Annotated in this window: 19 protein-coding genes and 1 pseudogene; 9 read left to right on the top strand and 11 right to left on the bottom strand. The window is 31.6% G+C overall.

Annotated elements, in window-relative coordinates:
- Positions 1-82: 82 nt before the first annotated feature.
- The 4 genes from RAH41_RS15705 (at position 83) to RAH41_RS15690 (ending at position 5,033) form a co-directional block, all read left to right on the top strand.
- The gene (locus RAH41_RS15705) at positions 83-271 is read left to right on the top strand and encodes an alpha/beta-type small acid-soluble spore protein (protein ID WP_069035487.1); all 189 of its coding nucleotides are present in this window, start codon (positions 83-85) and stop codon (positions 269-271) included.
- Between the two features lie 185 nt (positions 272-456).
- On the top strand, positions 457-1,821 hold the full coding sequence (gene nagE / locus RAH41_RS15700; RefSeq protein ID WP_331223780.1) for an N-acetylglucosamine-specific PTS transporter subunit IIBC: 1,365 nt from the start codon (positions 457-459) through the stop codon (positions 1,819-1,821).
- A 334-nt stretch (positions 1,822-2,155) separates the two neighbouring features.
- On the top strand, positions 2,156-3,253 hold the full coding sequence (locus tag RAH41_RS15695; RefSeq protein WP_331223778.1) for an SDR family oxidoreductase: 1,098 nt from the start codon (positions 2,156-2,158) through the stop codon (positions 3,251-3,253).
- A 943-nt stretch (positions 3,254-4,196) separates the two neighbouring features.
- On the top strand, positions 4,197-5,033 hold the full coding sequence (locus tag RAH41_RS15690; protein WP_331223776.1) for a CAP domain-containing protein: 837 nt from the start codon (positions 4,197-4,199) through the stop codon (positions 5,031-5,033).
- A gap of 90 nt (positions 5,034-5,123) precedes the next feature.
- Here RAH41_RS15690 and RAH41_RS15685 read toward each other — a convergent pair whose 3' ends face one another.
- The 3 genes from RAH41_RS15685 to adhE all read right to left on the bottom strand — a co-directional run bounded on the left by RAH41_RS15685 (position 5,124) and on the right by adhE (position 9,445).
- Positions 5,124-5,822, bottom strand: a complete 699-nt coding sequence (locus tag RAH41_RS15685) for a copper homeostasis protein CutC (protein WP_331223774.1) — start codon at positions 5,820-5,822, stop codon at positions 5,124-5,126.
- A gap of 10 nt (positions 5,823-5,832) precedes the next feature.
- Positions 5,833-6,741 carry an RluA family pseudouridine synthase gene (locus tag RAH41_RS15680; RefSeq protein ID WP_331223772.1) on the bottom strand — a complete coding sequence of 303 codons (909 nt, stop codon included), beginning with the start codon at positions 6,739-6,741 and terminating at the stop codon, positions 5,833-5,835.
- 100 nt (positions 6,742-6,841) lie between these two features.
- The gene (adhE, locus tag RAH41_RS15675; RefSeq protein ID WP_331223770.1) at positions 6,842-9,445 is read right to left on the bottom strand and encodes a bifunctional acetaldehyde-CoA/alcohol dehydrogenase; all 2,604 of its coding nucleotides are present in this window, start codon (positions 9,443-9,445) and stop codon (positions 6,842-6,844) included.
- 625 nt (positions 9,446-10,070) lie between these two features.
- Here adhE and RAH41_RS15670 point away from each other — a divergent pair.
- Positions 10,071-10,682, top strand: coding sequence for a YitT family protein (locus tag RAH41_RS15670; RefSeq protein ID WP_419471618.1), 612 nt, complete (start codon positions 10,071-10,073; stop codon positions 10,680-10,682).
- 250 nt (positions 10,683-10,932) lie between these two features.
- Here RAH41_RS15670 and RAH41_RS22660 read toward each other — a convergent pair.
- Positions 10,933-11,131: pseudogene (locus tag RAH41_RS22660) on the bottom strand (histidinol dehydrogenase); the annotation flags it as partial.
- Between the two features lie 198 nt (positions 11,132-11,329).
- On the opposite strand from RAH41_RS22660, the gene RAH41_RS15660 reads away from it, so the two are divergent.
- Complete coding sequence (locus RAH41_RS15660) at positions 11,330-11,755, top strand: MarR family winged helix-turn-helix transcriptional regulator (RefSeq protein WP_331223765.1); 426 nt, start codon at positions 11,330-11,332, stop codon at positions 11,753-11,755.
- A gap of 86 nt (positions 11,756-11,841) precedes the next feature.
- Here the strand turns inward: RAH41_RS15660 and RAH41_RS15655 are convergent, their stop codons facing one another.
- The 5 genes from RAH41_RS15655 to RAH41_RS15635 all read right to left on the bottom strand — a co-directional run bounded on the left by RAH41_RS15655 (position 11,842) and on the right by RAH41_RS15635 (position 17,124).
- Positions 11,842-12,888, bottom strand: a complete 1,047-nt coding sequence (locus RAH41_RS15655; RefSeq protein ID WP_331223764.1) for a spermidine/putrescine ABC transporter substrate-binding protein — start codon at positions 12,886-12,888, stop codon at positions 11,842-11,844.
- 118 nt (positions 12,889-13,006) lie between these two features.
- A complete protein-coding gene (locus tag RAH41_RS15650; RefSeq protein WP_331223763.1) occupies positions 13,007-13,813 on the bottom strand; it encodes an ABC transporter permease in 807 nt (268 codons plus the stop codon).
- Positions 13,814-14,665 carry an ABC transporter permease gene (locus tag RAH41_RS15645; RefSeq protein WP_331223762.1) on the bottom strand — a complete coding sequence of 284 codons (852 nt, stop codon included), beginning with the start codon at positions 14,663-14,665 and terminating at the stop codon, positions 13,814-13,816.
- Entirely contained in the window at positions 14,662-15,636 is a 975-nt protein-coding gene (locus RAH41_RS15640) for an ABC transporter ATP-binding protein (protein ID WP_331224037.1), read from the bottom strand. Before RAH41_RS15640 ends, RAH41_RS15645 begins: the two co-directional genes overlap by 4 nt.
- 99 nt (positions 15,637-15,735) lie before the next feature.
- Positions 15,736-17,124, bottom strand: coding sequence for an aldehyde dehydrogenase (locus tag RAH41_RS15635; RefSeq protein WP_331223760.1), 1,389 nt, complete (start codon positions 17,122-17,124; stop codon positions 15,736-15,738).
- Between the two features lie 328 nt (positions 17,125-17,452).
- Between RAH41_RS15635 and RAH41_RS15630 the strand changes: the two genes are divergently transcribed.
- On the top strand, positions 17,453-18,073 hold the full coding sequence (locus RAH41_RS15630) for a DUF47 domain-containing protein (RefSeq protein WP_056474035.1): 621 nt from the start codon (positions 17,453-17,455) through the stop codon (positions 18,071-18,073).
- Positions 18,074-18,084: 11 nt separating this feature from the next.
- Positions 18,085-19,095 carry an inorganic phosphate transporter gene (locus tag RAH41_RS15625; RefSeq protein WP_331223757.1) on the top strand — a complete coding sequence of 337 codons (1,011 nt, stop codon included), beginning with the start codon at positions 18,085-18,087 and terminating at the stop codon, positions 19,093-19,095.
- 42 nt (positions 19,096-19,137) lie between these two features.
- On the opposite strand, the gene RAH41_RS15620 is transcribed toward RAH41_RS15625, so the two are convergent.
- Both RAH41_RS15620 and RAH41_RS15615 read right to left on the bottom strand, forming a co-directional pair.
- Positions 19,138-20,343, bottom strand: a complete 1,206-nt coding sequence (locus tag RAH41_RS15620; RefSeq protein WP_331223756.1) for a D-alanyl-D-alanine carboxypeptidase family protein — start codon at positions 20,341-20,343, stop codon at positions 19,138-19,140.
- Between the two features lie 282 nt (positions 20,344-20,625).
- Complete coding sequence (locus tag RAH41_RS15615) at positions 20,626-21,297, bottom strand: DNA alkylation repair protein (RefSeq protein ID WP_331223754.1); 672 nt, start codon at positions 21,295-21,297, stop codon at positions 20,626-20,628.
- A 188-nt stretch (positions 21,298-21,485) separates the two neighbouring features.
- Here RAH41_RS15615 and RAH41_RS15610 point away from each other — a divergent pair, with 188 nt between their 5' ends.
- Complete coding sequence (locus RAH41_RS15610; protein WP_331223752.1) at positions 21,486-22,697, top strand: MFS transporter; 1,212 nt, start codon at positions 21,486-21,488, stop codon at positions 22,695-22,697.
- Positions 22,698-22,772 lie beyond the last annotated feature (75 nt).

The following is a 22,772-nucleotide window of genomic DNA, read 5'->3' as shown; positions in this document are numbered from 1 at the left end:
TGACTGTATTTACCAAGCATGATAAAACCCTAAATGTAAAAAATAGAATTGTAAGCTATTACTTACAGAAAGGGAGATAATCATGACAAGAACAAATAAATTATTAGTTCCAGGTGTAGAACAAGCACTTGATCAATTTAAATATGAAATCGCTAACGAATTTGGTGTAACTTTAGGATCAGATACAACTGCACGTTCAAACGGATCAGTTGGTGGCGAAATCACAAAACGTTTAATTGCTCAAGCAGAAAGTCATTTAAGAGGTCTTTGATTGAAGTAATACAAACTATATAAAATGGCTTAATATAGGGGAGATTTGATTCTTCCCTTTTTATTTTTAAATTTTTTTGGAAGAAAATAGCAATTTTTATCTTAACTAGTTGTATAGACAAGTTGAAACTTTTAAGTTAATATTGAAAGCGTAATCATTATAATAATTTTCGGAGGGAAAATAATATGCTTAGTTTCTTACAACGTATTGGTAAAGCATTAATGCTTCCAATCGCTGTCCTTCCAGCTGCAGGACTTTTACTGCGCTTTGGACAACCAGATCTTCTAAACATTCCGTTTATGGCAGCTGCTGGTAATGCAATTTTCTCTAATCTTCCATTAATCTTTGCAATCGGTGTTGCAATCGGTATTTCAAAGGATGGAAATGGAGCCGCCGGTCTTGCAGGTGCCATCGGTTATTTTGTGTTAACTGCAGGAACAACTACGATAAATAAAGATATTAATATGGCTGCCCTTGGCGGTATTATTACAGGGGTTGTAGCTGGTCTTCTTTACAACCGTTTCAGTGGTATTAAATTACCTGAATGGTTAGGATTCTTTAGTGGACGACGATTTGTTCCAATTATAACGTCAGCTACTATGCTTGTATTAGCAGGAATATTTGGTTATGTATGGCCAACAATTCAAGATGCAATTAACTCAGTTGGTAACTGGATCATTGATATCGGTCCAATTGGAGCTGCAGTATTCGGTTTCTTAAACCGTATTTTAATCCCACTTGGATTACATCACGTATTAAATACAATTTTCTGGTTCAACTTAGGCGACTTTACTGATGCTGCTGGTAAATTAGTTCACGGTGACTTAAACAGATTCTTCGCTGGTGACAAATCTGCTGGTGCATTCATGACTGGTTTCTTCCCTATTATGATGTTTGGTCTTCCAGCTGCTGCATTTGCAATGATCGCTGCTGCAAAACCAGAAAAACGTAAAACTGTTGCAGGCATGTTTATTGGTCTTGCTTTAACATCTTTCTTAACAGGTATTACTGAACCAATCGAATTTGCATTCATGTTCATTGCTCCAGTACTTTATACGTTCCATGCAATCTTAACTGGTTTATCAATGGGTATCGTAAATGCTTTAGGAATTAAAGATGGCTTTACATTCTCAGCTGGTTTTATGGACTACATTCTGAACTACAATATTGCAACTAAACCAATTTTGTTAATCCTAATCGGTTTAATCTTTGGTGTAATTTACTTTATCGTGTTCTACTTCGCAATTAAGAAATTTAACATTAAAACACCAGGTCGTGAAGACGATGATGTTGAAACTGATGAAGTTACAACTGAAATTGGTGATTCTTTATACCTACAAGCTCTAGGTGGAAAAGAAAACTTAACAAATATTGATAACTGTACAACTCGTTTACGCTTACAAGTTAAAGATGCTTCTAAAGTAAATGAAGCACTTCTTAAAAAAGCTGGTGCTCGTGGCGTTATTAAATTAGACGATAAAAACGTACAAGTAGTTATAGGTACAAACGTAGAGTTCGTTGCTGAAGACTTGAAAAAACAAGTTAAATAATTGATTTTAAAAGCTTGTCCATATGGGCAAGTTTTTTTTTTCTCATGAATGATTCTTGGGTATGGTCTTTGTGGGAAGGAACTTGATAAGCTAAATCATGGATTATACTTCCTCATAAGCGGTTCAGGAAGGTATGGAACTAAATCACCTAAATGATGAATATACTTACTTATAACCGGTTCATGAGAAACTAGCTATACTAAAACTTGAGTTTTTCCATCCAATTAAAGAAATCAAAATACCTTTATTATATTGAAGTGAACTTTACATTAATTGCATATTCCTTTAATAAAATAAACAAAGGGATTTAATTTACATAAAGTAGGTGGCTAGAATGGAAAGAACATACTTTATTACTGGATTTCCTGGTTTTATTTCGAAGCATTTACTCCTCAAAATTCTTGATAATGAAAAGTCATTTCAAAAAATTTATTTACTCATTCTTCCTAATACTGAAAAACAATGCCGAGATTTTTTAGTTACATTAGATCAAAAGTATCCAGATTACACTCTTTTAAAAATAGCACTTTTAAGTGGTGATATCACCAAGAAAAACTTTGGGCTCAGCCTAAATAACCTAAATGGACTTATTAATGAAATTACAGACTTATTTCACTTGGCTGCAATTTACGACCTTGCAGTTCCTAAAGATATTGCATATGAAGTAAATGTAAAAGGAACAATAAACGTAAATGAATTTGCACTTAAACTGAAATCTTTGAAGCGTTATACCTATTTTAGTACTAGCTATGTCTCAGGAACTCGTGAAGGAAAAATATATGAACATGAGTTAGAAATGGGACAAACATTTAAAAACTTTTATGAAGAAACGAAGTATTATGCTGAAATAGAAGTGGAGAAACTAAAAACACAACTTCCAATCACCATTATAAGACCTGGAATTGTAGTTGGTCATTCAGAAACTGGTGAGACAAGTAAATTTGATGGACCATATTTCATTTTAAATTTCTTCACAAAACTTCGCTATTTACCTATACCTCAAATTGGTAAAGACAATGCTTTTTGCAATTTCATTCCTATTGACTATTTAATTAATGCTGTTTATTATTTGAGTCATGCAGAAATCGGAGTTAACAAAACTTATCACATTACAGATCCCTCTCCTTACCTTGTTCAAGATGTTTATAAAGATTTTCTTTCCCATTATTTAAACAAAACTACCGTAGGCAATATTCCAATTAAATTTATTAGTCCTCTCCTTTCAATTCCGTTCATTAGACGATTACTTAAAGTTGAAAAAGAAGTTTTATCTTATTTTCATTGTAAAGCACAGTATAATTGCATTAATACCTTAACTGATCTACAAAATACAAGTATTAAATGTCCGGACTTTAAAGATATACTTCCTGTTATTACAAATTATTATAAAGTGCATAAGACAGCGACAGAGAAGCATGTATTAATTAGGTAAACTGGTTATGTAATCTAGCTTCTATTTATATGAAGGAAAAGTTGAAAGGACACTAACTATATAGTGTCCTTTTTTACTGTTGAAAAAATACCTTGTTAATTCATAAAATTTCCGAAAAGGAGTAGAGTGATGTTGATTTCCATTTCAGTCTTTCTCCTCCTCGGCAAGCCTGTGGGGTCTTTAGCATTCCCGCTAATCCCATAGGAGTCGAGCACCCTTCCATTCCAATCAACTTATTCATCAAAAAATGTCTGCGATAAACGCTAATAAAATATAAAGTAATCCGATTGTAGATCAATTAATATCGAACATATCTTTTCAAAATACTATAGATCATAATTAAACGTTCTTAAAGTCTGTTTTCACTATTGATTATTTCATATTTCAACACTCAAAAAGGACACTAAACTAAATAGTGTCCTTTTTGCAGAAAACCTCTTTATAAGTTCTAATTCATTTTATTTCCTATATCCTCGCTTATTTTCTAAAGATATTTATCGAAATTGTTGATGTTTACATTCTTTTAAGCATTCATCAAAGAGTCTTGCCAACATAAAACCGTAGGAACTGCCCTAGTATCATCAATAAATAATTTCAATTTATTCACCCTCAATACGTTTATTACAGAATGATTACAATCGTAACTGGATAACAACAAAACTGGATTTTTATTCCTGGATTATAACGTGGAAATATGACGTTTTCTTAACTTCAAACTTTTTTAATGGAAATTTTAAGCAAAAATTTATGATACTTGTTTAATATTATTCTAGTAAAATAGTTGTCAAACAACGATTTTTTTTGTTTCTGTACTAAAACAGCACTGCCAAAAAAATCCTCAAATTTGCCTCCCCATTATTTCCCATAATTATGTCATGCGTTTTCATGCTAAAGTATTACTTGTACAGCGAGACAATAACCAAACAAATGGAGGAGAAAGAACATGAAAAAAATCGTAACTTTATCAACTGTGGCTGCTACTCTACTAGTGGGTGCTCCTGTAGGTGCCGTAAACGCAGCGACTATTACAAAGGATACAACTAAATCATATACACAACATATCAACTTAAATAATTTAAATAACTCTTTATTCAATTATTTTAATCTACCAAACTTAGAAACTTCAAATGGTACAATTAAAATTGACTTAAGCAAATTATTAAATAGTAATGGTATTGATATGAATAAACTTCAAGATGCTATTAAGCAACAATTAGGACAAGCATCAAAGCCAGCTAACCCAGGAACTACACATCCATCAGTTCCATCAACGCCGGCTAAACCTGCAACACCATCAACAAAACCGACGGAACCAACTACACCATCTAAACCAACAACTCCGTCAACTGAAACACCATCTAAACCTGCAACACCATCAGATACAACATCAAACACAGCATCATTATCAGCTTATGAATCAAAAGTAGTTGAATTAACAAATGCTGAGCGTACAAAAGCTGGTTTAAAACCATTTACTGTTAATGCAACATTATCTAAAACAGCACGTTTAAAATCACAAGATATGACTGACAAAAATTACTTTGATCACAATTCACCGACTTATGGATCACCATTTGATATGATGAAACAATTCGGAATCACATATAACTATGCAGCAGAAAACATTGCTAAAGGTCAAAAAACACCTGAAGAAGTAGTTACTGCTTGGATGAACAGTGCTGGTCACCGTGCAAATATCTTAAATCCTAACTTAACTCAAATTGGTGTAGGTTATGATTCAAGATCAAATGCTTGGACTCAACAATTTATCGGTAAATAATAAAGAATATTGTATAAAGCTGTATTAATAGTAGTCCGTTTTTACGGACTACTTTTTATTATGTGAAAATAATTTTGATGTATTCAAACATTATTTGACTGTTCCACGTACTAACCTACTTCTCAAACTTTCCATCAAAGAATAATCAATTTCTTCAATTGCAGAGTTATTTTTTCGAACTCCTGAACCAAAATGTATTTCTTTTACATTCGTAAATTGGATGAAGTCTAATACATTTTCAATAGATAATCCGCTTCCTGCTAAAATTTTTATATTCGATTTATTAGTGAGTTCAATCATATTTTTTATTGTTTCTTTCCCATCAATTGCACTAGCGAATCCACCAGATGTTAATACATGCGTAACCTCAGGGTATTGTTTTAAAGTATCAATAGCTGATAGTAGATCATTTAATTCATCTATTGCTCTATGAAATGTAAAGTTCATATCTTTTACACGAGCTGTTACTTTTTTTAATAGATCTTCATCAATTGTATTTTCTTTTGTCAAGGCTCCAAAAACGATACCAGCTGCTCCGAGCTCATTACATACATCAATATCGCTTAAAATTACTTCTTGATCATAATGATCATATACAAATGAACGACTATGTGGTCGAATCATTACATGCACTGGAATTGAAACACTTTGAACAACCTGTTTAATTGTCGCGTAACTTGGTGTCAATCCTCCCTCCTTTATTCCCGTAACTAATTCGATGCGATTTGCCCCAAACCTTTCTGCATCTAATGCATCTTTTACGTTTGTAGCAATGACTTCTAATAACATTTCTTTCAACTCACTTTTCATTAAGTATTTGTTTTATGTCTGTTGGGTATGGGATATCAATCAATAATTTTTCTTTTGTAAAAGGATGCGTAAATTGTACATTACTAGCGTGTAATCCTTGGCGATTTAATAATTTTTGTTTCCCACCATACAATACATCTCCAATTAATGGATGACCTAAAAAACTTAAATGAACTCGGATTTGATGTGTTCGACCAGTATCTAACTGACATTCTAATATTGTTACGTTCAACTTTGATATATATCTTATTTTTTTATAATGTGTAATGGCTTTATCGCCTTTTGGTGAAACCCTTCTTCTGGTAGGATGATGTCGATCCCTTCCAATCGCTTCATTTATTGTACCTTTAGGTGATTTAACATTCCCTTCAACTATAGCAGTATAGGTACGTTTTATTTTACGTTGACTTAACATCGAATCAAGAATTGAACTACTTAATGCATGTTTAGCAAATACGACTCCACCGGTTGTGTCTTTATCAAGGCGGTGTATATGGCGTACTTTTGTTTTTAACCCTTTTTCTTTAAAATGAAATGCTACCCCATTTGCTAATGTATTTAATTGTCCTTTTTCATTCGGATGTGTGTCGATTCCAAAAGGTTTATTAGTAATAAGTAAATGTTCGTCTTCGTAGCAAACCTCAATAGATTGTTCCTGTGGAATTACACCATAATCCTCTTCTATGTACAATTGCATTTCAACTTGGTCACCACTCAAAAGGATTGTATTCCAAGGTTTAATTTCTCCGTTAATCCTACAACCTTTTGCCATCCTTAATTCATGTAGCAACTTCTTTGGAAACTGCCACACATTTTTTAAATATGACTCCACTGTTTGATTTTCATGTTCAACACCTATTATTACCTTAAACCATGGATTTTGTTGCTTTAACTCCATCTTTTAATCACCACTTTCAATATGACTATTATATCAAAATATAATTAGTCAAAAAAGAAGCACCAATATAGGTGCTCCTTAATGAATAAATTAATATCCATTAACATCCTTTAAAAGCATTCAGATAAACTTCTTCTAATTCCTTTACTAGAGGTAGTTTTGGATTAGCAGTAGTACATTGATCTTCGAAAGCACGATCTGCTAAATATGAAACTTTTTCTAAAAATTCTTTTTCAGTTATTCCTTGTGCTTCGATGCTCATATTTATATTTAATACTTTACCTAACTTGATAACTGCTGCAATTAAACTTTCAACTCCTTCTTCTATAGTTGAAGCTGGAAGGCCTAGGAAACGAGCAATTTCAGCATATCGTTCATCTGCAATGAAATGCTTATATTTAGGAAATGCAGTAAACTTAGTTGGTTTTTTTGCATTGTATCTTATTACATGCGGCATTAAGATTGCATTTGCTCTGCCATGAGGGATATGGAATTCCGCTCCAATTTTATGCGCTAAACTGTGGTTAATTCCTAAGAACGCATTTGCAAATGCCATACCTGCTATTGCTGAAGCATTATGCATTTTTTCACGTGCTTCAAAATCGTTTCCATCTTTGTAAGCTCTAGGTAAATATTTGAACACTAATTTTATAGCTTGCAATGCTAATCCGTCTGTATAATCATTAGCAAGGACACTTACATAAGCCTCAATTGCATGAGTTAATACATCCATTCCTGTATCTGCTGTAATACTTTTAGGAACAGTTGATACGAACTGAGGGTCAATAATTGCAACATCAGGCGTTAATTCATAATCAGCTAAAGGATATTTAATATTGTTAGCTTTATCAGTAATGACAGCAAAAGGTGTAACCTCTGAACCAGTACCAGAAGTAGTTGGTATTGCTACAAACTGAGCTTTACGACCTAATTTAGGGTATTTATAAGCTCTTTTTCGAATATCTAAGAATTTTTGTTTAGGTCCGTCTAAAGTAGTTTCTGGGTATTCAAAAAACATCCACATACCCTTGGCTGCGTCCATTGCTGATCCACCACCAAAAGCGATAATTGTATCCGGTTCAAATGATATCATTCTATTTGCACCCTTCATTACAGTAACATCTGAAGGATCCGGTTCTACATCTGAAAAGATTTCGATTTGAATATTTTCTTGTCTTTTTTCTAGATAATATTTAATCACATTAACATAACCTAATTTAACCATTGCTTCATCTGTTACAATAAATACTTTTTTAATATTTGGCATTTTTTCTAAATACTGAGTTGAATATTTTTCAAAATAAATTTTTGGTGGCAGTTTGACCCATTGCATATTCATATTTCTTCTTCCTAATTTTTTTATATTTAATAAGTGTACAGTCGTCACATTAGTGGATACAGAGTTTTTACCGTGCGATCCACAACCTAATGTAAGAGAAGGAATAAATGCGTTAGATAAATCCCCAATTCCACCATGTGCTGAAGGAGCATTTGAAATAATACGACATGCTTTCATTCTTAGTCCAAATTCTTTTTGAATTTCTTCATTATTACTATGAATCACTGCCGAATGGCCTAATCCTCCTAGCTCTAGCATTTCTTCACAACGTTTAAACCCTTCTTCTTTTCCATTTACTTTAATTGCAGCTAATACTGGACTAAGTTTTTCTCTTGTTAAAGGTTCATTTGCACCAACACTTTCACATTCAACGATAAGAATTTTCGTATCTACTGGTACATTTACTCCAGCTAATACAGCTATTTCATAAGCAGATTTACCAACAATCTCACCATTTACAGCACATGTAGCTTCATTTATGACAAGCTTTTCTAATTTCTTTTTATCTTCTTTTGTAGCATAATAACAATTATTTGCTTTTAACTCTGCTTTCACTTCTTCATAAACTTCTTTATCTACAATAACTGCTTGTTCAGAAGCACAAATCATTCCATTATCGAATGTTTTTGAAAGAATAAGATCATTCACTGCGCACTTTATTTCAGCAGATTTCTCAATATAACAAGGTACATTACCAGGTCCAACCCCTAAAGCAGGTTTTCCTGTACTATAAGCCGATTTAACCATTCCAGCACCACCTGTTGCTAAAACAAGTGCTACTCCTTCATGATTCATTAAACACTTAGTTGCTTCAATTGAAGGGACCTCAATCCATTGTACACAGTTTTCAGGTGCTCCAGCTTTTATCGCTGCATCACGAACGATTCTTGCTGCTTCTCTACTACATTTTTGTGCGGAGGGATGAAAAGCGAAAATAATTGGATTCCTTGTTTTAATCGCAATGATTGCTTTAAATAAAGTTGTCGATGTAGGATTAGTAGTTGGAGTAACGCCTGCAATTACCCCAACAGGTTCAGCAATTTCTATTATTCCATTTTGTTGATCTTCACTTATAATCCCAACTGTTTTATTATCTTTTATTGAATTCCATATATATTCTGTAGCAAATATATTTTTAATAATTTTATCTTCATAGATCCCACGCCCTGTTTCCTCAACTGCCATTTTTGCGAGTGGCATATGTTGATCCAAACCAGATAGAACCATCGAATGAACAATCTCATTGATTTGTTCTTGATTAAAGCTTTCAAATTCTTTTAATGCTTTTTGTCCTTTTACGACTAAGTCATTTACCATTTTAGAAGCGTTACTAATTTCATTTACAATTTTTTCTTGAACAGCCATTTGGCTCTCCTCCTCGTGATGTTTGAGATTAAATCATCCTATTTAAGAATCAATAAGTCCCATTTATCATTTATATTTGTGAAATTTTTCACAATATTGTTTACACATATAATATATATCGTTTTTATTGAGATTGCTATGTCTAATTTGTGAAATTTTTCACATTTAAATGTTCCTCTTCTACTTATTCATTCATTACTTCTAACTTTTTGTAGATTTTTGTTAATTCTTTTCTTTTTTAAAATATTTTCGCATATGATAAAATTAAGAATAAGTTCTCATAGAACTTGTTTTTCACCTGTTAGATTTATCTAACAAAACTGGTAAAAAGGACGTGTAACCATGATTGCTCGAAGGAGCATTTGGCAACGTAAAGACTTATCCTACACTTAGCAGTTTTAAATTAGAGAACCAAAAGAACTCTAAAAAAAACTGAAGGTAGGCGAAACTATGGTTGACAGGCGATTATGTTATTTCTTCAATGATATATAGCTATGTAGTTAGAGAGCAAAAAAACTAACTACGAGCTCTATATGTACGTAGTTAGTTTATAAGCTGAACTTTTAACTACTAACTACGAAATGAGGAAATAACAATGAGTAACAATCGTTTGGGTGAGACCTTAATGATTTTAATTGGTTCATTTATTTTAGCCACTACACTGTATCATTTTCATTATCAAAATAATTTAGCTGAAGGTGGATTTATTGGTATTGCTTTATTAGTAAAGAACGCATTAAATATTTCACCTTCAATTACAACTTTACTACTCGATATACCAATCATCTTGATCGCAGGTTTGTATTTAGGTAGAAAATTATTAATTAATACTACCATCGGAGCCATCTCGTTTTCTGTTTTTTATTCTATAATAGAAAAAACATCTTCTAATATTACATTTAACTTTGGAAATCATCTTTGGATACCAGCTATTTTAGGTGGAATTTTGGCTGGACTTGGTTTAGGGTTAATTTTAAGAAGTGGTGGTGCAACTGGTGGAGATGATTTAATAACAATCATAATGAGCAAAAAATCAAAAATATCGATCGGAAAAGTATATTTTATTTTTGACGCTGTAATTCTTCTTTGTTCACTATCTTACCTATCATGGAATGAAGTAGGATATACAATTCTTTCCGTTGCAATCTGTGCGAAAGTAACAGAATTGGTCTATGAAAGTAAATTTCAAAAAAAATCTGTTACAATTAAAACGAATGAAAAAAGATTACATGCTTAATGCATGCAATCTTTTTTTGTTTCAGAAAAATCGGTGAGCTCATTTAGAACATTTTCAGCTGCTAAATCGTAAAGACAATCTTTAAAAAGTATTGCCAGTCTACGGTAATCATTATATTTATCTAATAGCTCGTCCACAGATGAGGCTTCAACCATGTTTGTTTTCTTTACTTCTTCTTGCTTTTTAGCAAACTTAATTGTAAATGTACCTAGTTTTTCAAACATTGAACCGTAGAATTCATCAAAGTTAGATACGCTTACTAATTCCTCTTCTTCAGCGTCAACTTGAAGACCATCAAATTCTCGTAAGAGTTCGTAAATAATGCTACTGTACTCATCATTTAAATAAATACTTTTTTCGATCCTGTACCCGATCACTCGATAGAAATGACCATCGTTCTTCACAAATTGAACAGTATCATTTATTTTAAACTTAAAATACTTAAACATTGTACTTCACCCCTACCAATGTCTTTTATCATACTATTTACAAAAGGCTATAGATACTATACAGCCAAAACTTGACAAATTTAAAAAACTTGCTTAAAAATCGTACTTTCTTGAAAATGATTTAGAAAATTGGTAACCTATACGTACAATAACTACTATTTTTCAATATTAAATTATAATTAAGGAGGGGAGTCTGCCTTGTTAACCGAAAACGACAAACTTCTTCTAGATGATTTAACAAGTCTAATGATTCGAGTTCGCAAAAACTGGCAAAAAACTGATGAGGAATTAAAAAACTCCTTAACTCCACCAAAATATTTGCTTTTATATTTAATTTATAAAAATCAAAAACTTACTGCTTCTGAACTTGGTCGACAAATTGGATTATCTTCAGGTTCTATTACAACGGCTGTGAATAAATTGGTTAATAATCATTTAATTTCTCGAAAAAGAGATAGCCGTGATCGAAGAGTTACATGGCTTGAATTAACTGATGAAGGAAAGCGTTTAATTGAAGATAACTTTAATTTCCGTCAAGAATTGTGGCTAAATTTATTCGAAAATCTTACACATAGTGAAAGAGATCAATTTCGATTTTTATTAAACAAATTAATTTCAAACTAAAAAGGTTATCTCTTTGGAGATAACCTTCATTGTGAAATAAAAATGATTTTCAGACTAATTGCAAGCGTTTGGCGGGTAGTCTGAAGTTATTTGCCAGTTTTTAATTCTGTCCAATACTTATCATATAATTCTGTTTGGTCCCCGACGTCTTTAATCCAGTTCGTTGCATCAGTTTGTTTTTTTGTTACATTAATATACGGATTTTGTTTATACTCCGCTGAATGATATGATCCTGATTTACTATTTGGATCAGCATAGCCAATCGCCTCATAATTTTGTGCACTTACTTTTGGATCATATAGATAGTTAATAAACTTTTCAGCTAGATCTTTTTGTTTTGCATCTTTTGGTATTGCTAAAGTATCTGCCCATCTTGATGATCCTTCTTTTGGTACAACCCATTTAATATCTTTAAGCTCTTTTTGAATATAAGCAGCATCTCCGGACCATACTTGACCAATCCATGCATCTTCAGTAATAAACTTTTGTTTTACCGTATCTGTGTCGAATGCTAGTAAATTAGGTGTTAATGTTTTTAAATTATTATAAGCTTTTAATAATTCATCTTCATTTGTTGAGCTATTTGAATAACCATTTTTAATTAAACCCATTCCAAATACTTCTCTATTGTCATCGAGTAAAGTTACATGACCTTTGTATTTTGGGTTCCATAGATCATCCCAGCTATCTATATTTTCTTTTACATATTTTGGATTATAGGCAATCCCCGTTAATCCTCCAGTATAAACAACTGAATAATCACCTTTTGGATCAAACTCCTGATTTGTATATTCTGGTGAAATATTATTTAAATTTGGCATCTTACTTTTATTCAATTTAGCTAACATATTTTGATGAATCATTAGTTTAACCATATAATCTGAAGGCTGAATTACATCATAATTCGAACCACCAGCTTTAAGTTTTGCATATAACTCTTCATTACTTGCAAAAACTTGATAATTAATTTTAACATCATATTTCTTTTCAAATGATTCTAAAACCTTCTCGTCAAAATTATCTGCCCAGCTATAAATATTTAATTGTTTTTTTCCGACTGAACAAGCAGATAAAAGTAAACTTACTAAGCCTAAAGAAACCATTATTGTAGCAGTTTTTCTAAAAATACTCATAATGCCTACTGACTACCTCCTTAAATTGGCACATAATCCAATATGCCTTATTTTAATTCTAATCCAGAAGATTCGTTTTTAATTGGAACTAGACTAATAAAGGTCACTTGAAACCCTTTTAAACGATATAGGATTTTTTTTCTGATTTTTCTTGATTATTAATACCTTTCGTACGATAAACTTCAGAAATTACCATTAAGAAAATAATTGTAACAATTAAAATCGTCGAAATTGCATTTATTTCAGGCGTTACACCTTTTTTAACCATTCCATAAATATAAATTGGCAATGTAGTTGAACCTGGTCCTGAAACAAAAAAGCTTATGACAAAATCATCAATACTCAATGTAAAACATAAAAGTGCCGAAGCAATAATTCCAGGCATTAGTGCTGGTAGAGTTACAAATCTAAATGTCTGCCATGGTGTAGCACCTAGATCACTTGCAGCATCTTCTAAATCAGATGACATTCCTGAAAGTCGAGCTGCTAAAAGTATAATGACATATGAAATACAAAAAGTGACATGGGCAATAATAATTGTGATACTACCTAATTCAATATGAAAATTAGTAAATAGTATTAGTAATGAAAGGCCCATTAAAATATCTGGAACGACAATTGGTAAGTAAACTAGCCCACTAATAAGATTTGAAAATTTATATTTATGCTTATGTAAGCCAAGTGCACAAATAGTACCAAGAATTGTTGAAAAGATTGTCGTTACAATTGCAATAATTAAACTATTCATAAAGGCATCAATTACTTGAGGGTTATGGAATAAATTTATGTACCAATCAAACGTAAATCCAGTCCAGTTTGCATTAATCTTTGATTTATTAAATGAAAATAAGATTAATATCAAGATTGGTAAGTATAAACAAATCAAGATTATTGTTGAAAATCCAATAAGTATAGGTTTTTTCATTTATTTTTCACCTCTACTTTTATCAGCACCAATATTTTTTGTAGCTAAATAGTAAAGACCTATTAAACCGATTGAAGTAATGACTAAGAATATTGAAAGTGCGGAACCAAATGGCCAGTTTCTTGCTGCTAAGAATTGATTTTGAATGACATTTCCGATTAAAGCAACTTTTGATCCACCCATTACATCAGAAACGACAAACATTCCAAATGAAGCAACAAAAACTAAAATACTACCTGCAAAAATCCCCTTCATCGTTAATGGAAGCGTTACATAGATAAATGTTTGATATGGTGTAGCTCCTAAATCATTAGCAGCGTCCAATTTTAGGTTATCCAATTGTTCAATGGCAACAAAGATTGGTAACACCATAAATGGTAATAATGTATAGACCATTCCCATTATGACTGATGGTGTATTATAAAGTAGTTGTAAAGGTTCTTTTATAATCCCAAGCTGGATTAATAATGTGTTAATAATCCCTTTTGAACGGAGGATAACAATTAATGCATATGATCTGACTAAGAAATTTATCCAAAAGGGGATTGTGATTAATAATAGTAAAACCCTCTGCCATTTTTCATTTACAACTGTAGCCGTATATGCATAAGGATATCCAATTAAAAGAGTTATTATTGTAGTTACTAAAGCAATCCAAAAAGTTGTCCATAAAACTTTTAAGTACAGTGGGTCAAAAACTTTTACAATATTTTCAAGTGTAAATGTTTTTTCAATTTCTCCGTACATTCCATTTTTCATAAATGCAAAACCAAAAATTAATAATAAAGGTACTAGAAAAAAAACTAATAGCCAAATAATCGTAGGTGCAATTATGTACTTTTCATTTTTCAATACATAATCACCTCATCTTCTGACTTCCAACTAATCTCAACTTTATCATTTCTTTTAAAACTTGTTTGATCTGGCATTTGATAGACAATAATCGTTTGTTCATGTTTATGTAAATCAATAAAGATTTTATTTAGAGTCCCAACAAATTCTACATCTCGTATAATTCCTGAATAAGGATTATTCTCATTTGTAGCATGAGAAACTTTAATATTTTCTGGTCTAACTGCAATTTCTTTCACACCTTTATCAAAGAAATTATTTTCACCAATAAATGTAGCAACAAATTTGCTTGCTGGATTTTGATAAATTTCTTTCGGTGTTCCAATTTGTTCAATTTTCCCATTATTCATAACGACAATTCGATCACTCATGCTCATCGCTTCTTCTTGATCATGGGTTACATAAATAAAAGTAATTCCTAATTCGCGTTGAAGATTTTTCAGTTCCCTTTGTAAATCTTTACGAAGCTTAAAATCAAGTGCTCCTAATGGTTCATCTAATAATAAGACTTTTGGATTGTTCACTATTGCACGAGCGATTGCAACCCTTTGCTGTTGTCCACCTGATAACTGACTAGGTTTACGATTTCTAAATTCAGTTAATTGAGTTAATCTCATCGCTTCCTCAGCACGGACCTTTTGCTCTTGTAACGAAATACCTTTCATTTTTAATCCGAATTGGATATTTCTTTCTACATTCATATGAGGAAATAATGCATAGTGTTGGAACACTAAGTTCATATCCCTTTTATATGGAGGTAAACTATTAATTGCTTCTCCATTTAGTTTGATCACACCTGACGATGGTTCTTCAAAACCAGCAATCATTCTCAATAGTGTTGTTTTACCACAACCACTTGGTCCTAAGATTGTTAGGAATTCTCCAGAATAAATTTCTAATGAAAGTGGAGAAATCACATTATTTTCACTATAATTTTTCTCGACTTTTTCAATTTCAATTATATTTTTCATTTTCCCGTCCCATCTATATTTAATATTGAATAAATTTATTTTTAACATATAAAAAGCCCCTTTTATCAAGGAGCTAAGAAACTAAGTTACAATTAATCTTTATTTTAACAATTTACGAATCAACCGTAAAGCGTTTTTTGTCGTATGGTATCTAATTTTCAAGTCAATTTTAGTAGTTTGGATAAGCACACTTTTTTCATGTGTAAAAGCTGCAAAACTGTACTCCCCATGATAATTTCCCGAACCACTTTCTCCTACCCCACCAAAAGGTAAATGAGGATTTGCCATATGGTAAAGCGTATCGTTTACACATCCGCCACCAAATGGAACTCTCTCAATTACTTTATTAGCTATCTGTTTACTTTCTGTAAAGACGTATAATGCTAATGGCTTAGGGTGTTGATTAATTTCATTGATTACTTCATCTATATTTTCATAGGTAAGAATTGGTAAAATGGGACCGAATATTTCTTCAGACATAATTGGTGAATCCCAAGTTAGATCCGAAATTATAGTCGGTTCGATTTTATGAGTTAATTGATCAAATTTTCCTCCATGTAGGATTTCACCATTATTCAAAAAGCTAACTAAACGATTAAAATGGCGATCACTGATGATCTTTGTATAATCATTATTTAACAAAGGCTTATCACTATAAAACTGATCAATTTCTTTCTTTAATGCATCAATAAAATCCTTTTGTACTGATTTGTGTACATAAATATAATCAGGTGCAATACAAGTCTGTCCAGCATTTGTAAATTTCCCCCAAACAATTCTTTTCGCAGCTAAATGGATATTCGAATCACTATGTACAATTGTTGGGCTTTTCCCACCTAATTCAAGTATTAATGGGGTTAAATTTTTACTTGCTGCTTCCATCACAATTTTTCCTACTTGAACACTGCCAGTAAAAAAGATAAAATCAAATTTTTGTTGTAGTAAGATGGTACTTTCTTCAATTCCACCATCAACTACCGCAATATATTCTTTATCAAAATTCTCATTAATTATTTTATTAATAATGATTGATGTATTTGGCGTTAATTCCGATGGTTTAATAATAGCAGTATTTCCGCCTATTATTGCACCAATTAATGGTGCCATCGTTAATTGAAAAGGATAATTCCAAGGGGATATAATTAAAGTTACTCCATACGGTTCTCTGTATATATATCCTTTTGTTCCAATATGCGTAATCGGAGTTTTAACTTTTTTTGGCTTCATCCATTTTTCAATCTGTTTGATTGCTTCCGATATTTCTTTTAAAGTAAATCCAATTTCAGTCATATAGGCTTCAAAATCTGACTTATTTAAATCCTTTTTTAAGGCTATTTTTATTTCTTCTTCGTTTTCTACTATTGATTTATATAATTTTTTTAATTGTTTAATTCGAAAATTTGAAGTTTTAGTTGAACCAGTGTCAAAATATACCTTTTGCCTAGTTACTAATTGTGTTATTTCAGATACTTTATATGTACTTTCCAAAATCATCACATCCTTTTTTAGTTCAATAGTTTAAACGTATAATCTAATGCTAATTTAAAATATCACATAAAGTCAATATTTCTGTGAATACTATTATTAATATAAAAAGTGTAGGAATCGAAATATTAACTTTGTTAAGGGAATGTAAAGATATTGTAAATTTGTAAATTAATTATTAGTTTTTAATTGATTAATTTCAAAAACCAATTATTATTATTAACGTGACCTTTACTTTTTTCGACATTTTTACATAGTTTCTGACATTTTAAAATTAATTGACAAATGTGAAGGTGATAATAAATTATATGTTTTAGTTGGAGGAATCATAATGTTTTTTGGACAAAAAAAGGATGTATTCTTTGAAAAGCTTTTAAGTATTGCTGAGAATTTGCACGTATCATCGAAGTATTACGTTGATTTTAAAATAAAAAATGCAAGCGACTTAAAGAAGTTTCAAGAAGAAATGAAAGAATATGAAACAAAAGGCGATAAGTTTATTCACTCTTTAATCGTTGAATTAAACAAAACTTTTATTACTCCAATTGAGCGAGAAGATATTTTACAACTTGCAATGAAAATGGATGATGTATTAGATGGATTTGAACATTGTTCAGCACGATTTGAAATGTATTCAATCACATCTGCTGATGAATATATGGTTAAATTCGTTGATATTCTTCAAAAAGCTGTTGAAGAAATTTTACTTGCAGTTAAATTACTTTCAAATAAAAAATTATTAGAGATCCGAGTTCATGCAATTAAAATTAAGGATTACGAGTCTCAATGTGATGAGCTACTACGTACATCAATTAAGCAATTATTTATGAATGAGAAAGATCCAATTAAAATTATTCAGTATAAAGAAATCTATGAAGGTTTAGAATCTGTAGCTGATAGTGCACAGGATGTAGCAAACACACTTGAGCAAATTATCATGCGAAATGCGTAAGGAGTCATAAAATGGAGCATTTATTTTTACTTACGATTTTAATCGTGATTTTTGCATTTTTGTTTGATTTTATTAATGGATTTCATGATACTGCAAATGCAATTGCAACGTCAGTTTCAACAAAAGCATTGAAACCACGTACAGCTATTTTATTAGCAGCAATAATGAATTTCATTGGTGCGATTACATTTACAGGTGTTGCAAAAACGATTACAACTGGTATCGTTGATCCAATTACAATTGAAGGTTCAAATGGGCTAGTTGTCGTAATTGCAGCTTTATTAGGCGGTATATTTTGGAACTTAATAACTTGGTATTTTGGAATTCCAAGTAGTTCTTCTCATGCAATCATTGGTGCAATAGCTGGTGCTGCTGTCTCTGCAAAAGGATTTGACGTTTTAGAGGCAGAAGGCTTTGTAAAAATTATCGAAGCTTTATTAATTTCTCCTGTTATTGCAATTACGCTTGGCTTTATCGTTATGACAATTTTAGCAGCTATTTTCCGACGTTCTAACCTATCTAAAACTAATAAAGGCTTTAGATTAGTCCAAATTTTCACTGCTTCTTTACAATCATTTACTCACGGTACAAATGATGCACAAAAAGCAATGGGAATTATCATGATTGCTTTAATTGCCGCTAAAATTGAACCAGCAGGTGCCGATGTTCCTTTATGGGTACGTATCGGTTGTGCTTTGGCAATGGCTGTTGGTACATCAGTTGGTGGATGGAAAATCATTAAAACTGTTGGTGGAAAAATCATGAAAATTCGCCCGATTAATGGTGCAGCAGCTGACTTATCATCAGCAGCAATTATTTTCACATTTACTGCTTTACATTTACCAGTAAGTACAACTCACGTAATTTCCTCTTCTATTATGGGGGTAGGTTCTGCTCAACGTGTTAAAGATGTAAACTGGGGTACTGCTCAACGTATGGTAATAACATGGATTATTACAATCCCAATTTCAGCAACTGTGGCTGCAATTTTCTATCAAATTTTAAAACTTATTTTACTTTAATTATAAAAGGCGAAACGTAAAAATACGATTCGCCTTTTTAATTTACATATATTCTCTTTTCCTTTTCGGTTTTGTAATAAAAAATATTAACACCAAAAGTAAAATTACCGATCCTGCAATGATAAATGTATTCATAGAAAGGATGGTCGGTCGATCATATGATTTAGCAGCTAATAACTCAGTACTGTAAAGTTTTTCATTTTTTGTCCATACTTCAACTCTTCCAAGTTTTTGATTTTTAGAAATTCCATTTTCTTTGTATGACTTATCTATTGCACTTAAAGGTTTTATTTTAATATCGTAATTTGTATTTGTGCCTAATGCAGTCAAAAATGATAAATCGTTTCGTATTTTTGTATGAATTAGATCATTTCTAATTTTTAATTCTCTCTGCCAATCACTTTGTTTTATAAGAGTTTTTTTATGGATTCTTGAAAATGCATAGGAATCTAATAACTTAATATCTTGTAGATACTGTGGTTTTGATGATCGCAATAAAATATTAATAATCATTTGGCCGTCTTTTTTATCAATTTCAATTAAAGTATTCCTAGCAGAATCCGTGTATCCTGTTTTCCCCGCATAAAAATAAGGATTTTTAAACATTTTTCCACGATTATAAATATATACATCCTTATGCTTAGATGTACTAATACGAGCATCTTTTGTACCCATTGCTTTAATGATTAATGGATATTTTAAAGCTTCCTTTGTAATTAAAGCTAAGTCATGTGCAGTTGTATAATGATTAACATTGTGAAGTCCATTTGGATTCATGAAATTTGTATGATTTGCGCCAATCTTTTTAGCTTTTTCATTCATCATTTTAACAAAGTTGTCCATATTTCCACCAACTCGTTCACCAATAGCATAGGCTAAATCATTGGCACTTAAAATCATCATAGTTTTTAATGCTGTATTTCGATCTAAAACCTCACCTACAGAAAAAAGAATTTGTGAATTACTTTTTTCTTCTTGGATGCTTCTTTTTGTCATTTGAATCTTATCATTCTCTTTTAAATGATCCATCATAACCATTGCAGTCATTATTTTAGTTGTGCTAGCTGGGAAATCAACTTTATTTGCGTTCTTACTATAAATTACTTCCCCACTATCGGCCAATATTGAAATTGCCTTATCACTAAATAGGTTCATATCGTCTGCGTGTACAGTTTTTTGAATAAAGAAGCTACTAATTAAGCTTATACTTAGACATAATTTCAAAATATTATTAAAAGTAGATTTCATGAACACTAAATCTCCTTTGGACTTTTTCATTTAATTGTTTCCGTACAGGTTTCACAACTCAAATTTAAATTACACGAATAAAAGAGGAGTGTGTTAAAGAAACAATAAAGTGTATCGACAAATAATAAAAACTTGGATTTCCAGACTGAGCCTGGAATGGTTTAAATCAATAATAGTGCTCCTATTATACCCTTTTCATAATAAGGTCTCAACATACTTAAATTAGTAGTATTTTTCTCTTAAAATAAAATAGATCGGTTATTTCCCGGAAAATCGACATATCTAGTACTTGAATTTATCGATATATTTTAATCCCTCCCTTTTGCTTAAAGGCGATAAATTCGTTTGATGAATAAATAATTCAACCTCTTTAGGATTGATATAGGAATATTCTCTCAATGCCCAACCTATTGCTTTTTGAATGAAAAATTCTTCGCTTTCTTTGAGTAGCCAACAATAGTGAAATAAACGTTTCTGATCAGTTTTTTCCTTAAATTTCATTTGAAACAATAACGCTACTCTATTCAGCCACATATTATCCGAAGAGATCCACCTATTAGCGTGCTCATCAATCAATTCAGGATAGATTAAAAAATGATAACTAATTAATCTTCCAGCAATTGTATCAACGGTATCCCACCAAGACTTTTCGACTACTAGTTGTTCATATAATTTAATCCGTTCGAGCTCTGCTTTTTTATACTGGCGATCTAAAAAGGTTAATGCAATATATTGAAATTCCCTTTCCTCTAAACTCCATATTTCGATGATTGATGCTAAATTTGGTGGTTCTCCATTACTCATTCGAAACTGTCTAATGAGTGCATTTCGTTCTGGTGCTTTTATTCCTAAAAAGGTAAATCTATTTTTCATATACGCTTCCATTGTGGGCCGATTTTTATTATTTTTATGTTCTTTAAAAAAATTCATTAACTCCGATGAATAGTTGTCCATTCTACACTCCTTACTGATTTTTAATTACCATGTTTCATAATTTACTTAGCAAGGCAATAAATACAATTTAAATCATTTCTTCTATTATAGATGAGCATAAAGTTTAATGAAAAGTGTATAAGGCAAAATTATGTAAATTTTCCGAAGATTAGTTTATGATAGATAAGTCAATAGGAAAGGAGGATATTATGCAGCCAGCAGTAAATACAAAGGTTATTAATCAGTCAACAATGTATCAAATTTTATTTGCAATCAGTTTAGGTCATTTATTAAATGATTCTATGCAAGCAGTTGTACCAGCCATATTTCCAATTTTAGAAATGACAATGAATTTAACTTATACAGAAATTGGATTCATAGCCTTTGCGTTAAATATGACTTCCTCTGTAATGCAACCCGTTTTTGGAATATTTTCCGATCGAAAGCCTTCACCATTTCTCCTACCGATTGGAATGGCATCTAGTCTACTCGGAATGCTTTGCTTAGCATTTGCACCTAATTTGTTAATAGTACTATTATCAGTTTTATTAATTGGTATCGGTTCAGCCATCTTCCATCCAGAAGGCTCAAAAGTCGCCTTTTTAGCGTCTGGTTCAAAAAGAGGACTCTCGCAAGCTATCTATCAGGTAGGCGGAAATACGGGGAACTCTCTGGCTCCAATCTTTACAGCGCTAGTTTTCGTACCACTAGGACAAAAAGGTGCCGCATGGTTTACAATCCTAGCTGCTATTGGAATTTGTGTATTAATTTACGTATCTACATGGTATCGAAAAAAACTGAAAGAAAACCCTTTTAAATTAAAAAGTAAAGGTCAGCCTTCTGCTGAAAACATCAAAATTACATCAGCTGTAAAATTTGCTATTATACTGCTTGTATTTATTACATTTGCACGTTCGTGGTACTCGGCAGGCATAGGTAATTATTATCAGTTTTACTTAATTAAAAGTTATGGTTTATCCATTAAAAGCACTCAATTATATTTATTTATCTTTATGATTGCAGGTGTAATAGGTACTTTCATAGGTGGAACCCTCGCTGATCGTTTTGGAAAACGGAATATGATTTTATTCTCATTAGTTGGTACATTTCCATTAGCACTTTTACTGCCTCATATCTCATTGTTAGCAGTTATTCCAATATTATTTTTAATTGGGATCATAAGTTCAAGTTCATTTAGTGTAATTGTTGTTTACGCTCAAGAACTCGTTCCTGGAAAAGTTGGTTTAGTAAGTGGTTTAATAGTTGGTTTAGCATTTGGAATGGGTGCTTTAGGAGCAGTATTATTAGGAGTAATTGCCGATGCAACTAGCCTTAATTTCGTAATGAACTTATGTAGCTTCTTACCACTATTAGGTTTAGTAGCTTTTATGCTGCCAAATGATCGAAAAAAAACAGCTTAAGTAGGCAGGTTTTTTCTAAAAAGCTATTATAAATTTTCTTTACACCCAAAAAGGCTGTCTATATGACAGCCTTTT

Origin of the sequence: Gottfriedia acidiceleris (assembly GCF_036421055.1) — a bacterium.
In the GTDB taxonomy this organism is placed as follows: Bacteria; Bacillota; Bacilli; order Bacillales; family Bacillaceae_G; genus Gottfriedia; species Gottfriedia acidiceleris_C.
This window is presented reverse-complemented; position numbering and strand designations above follow the sequence as displayed.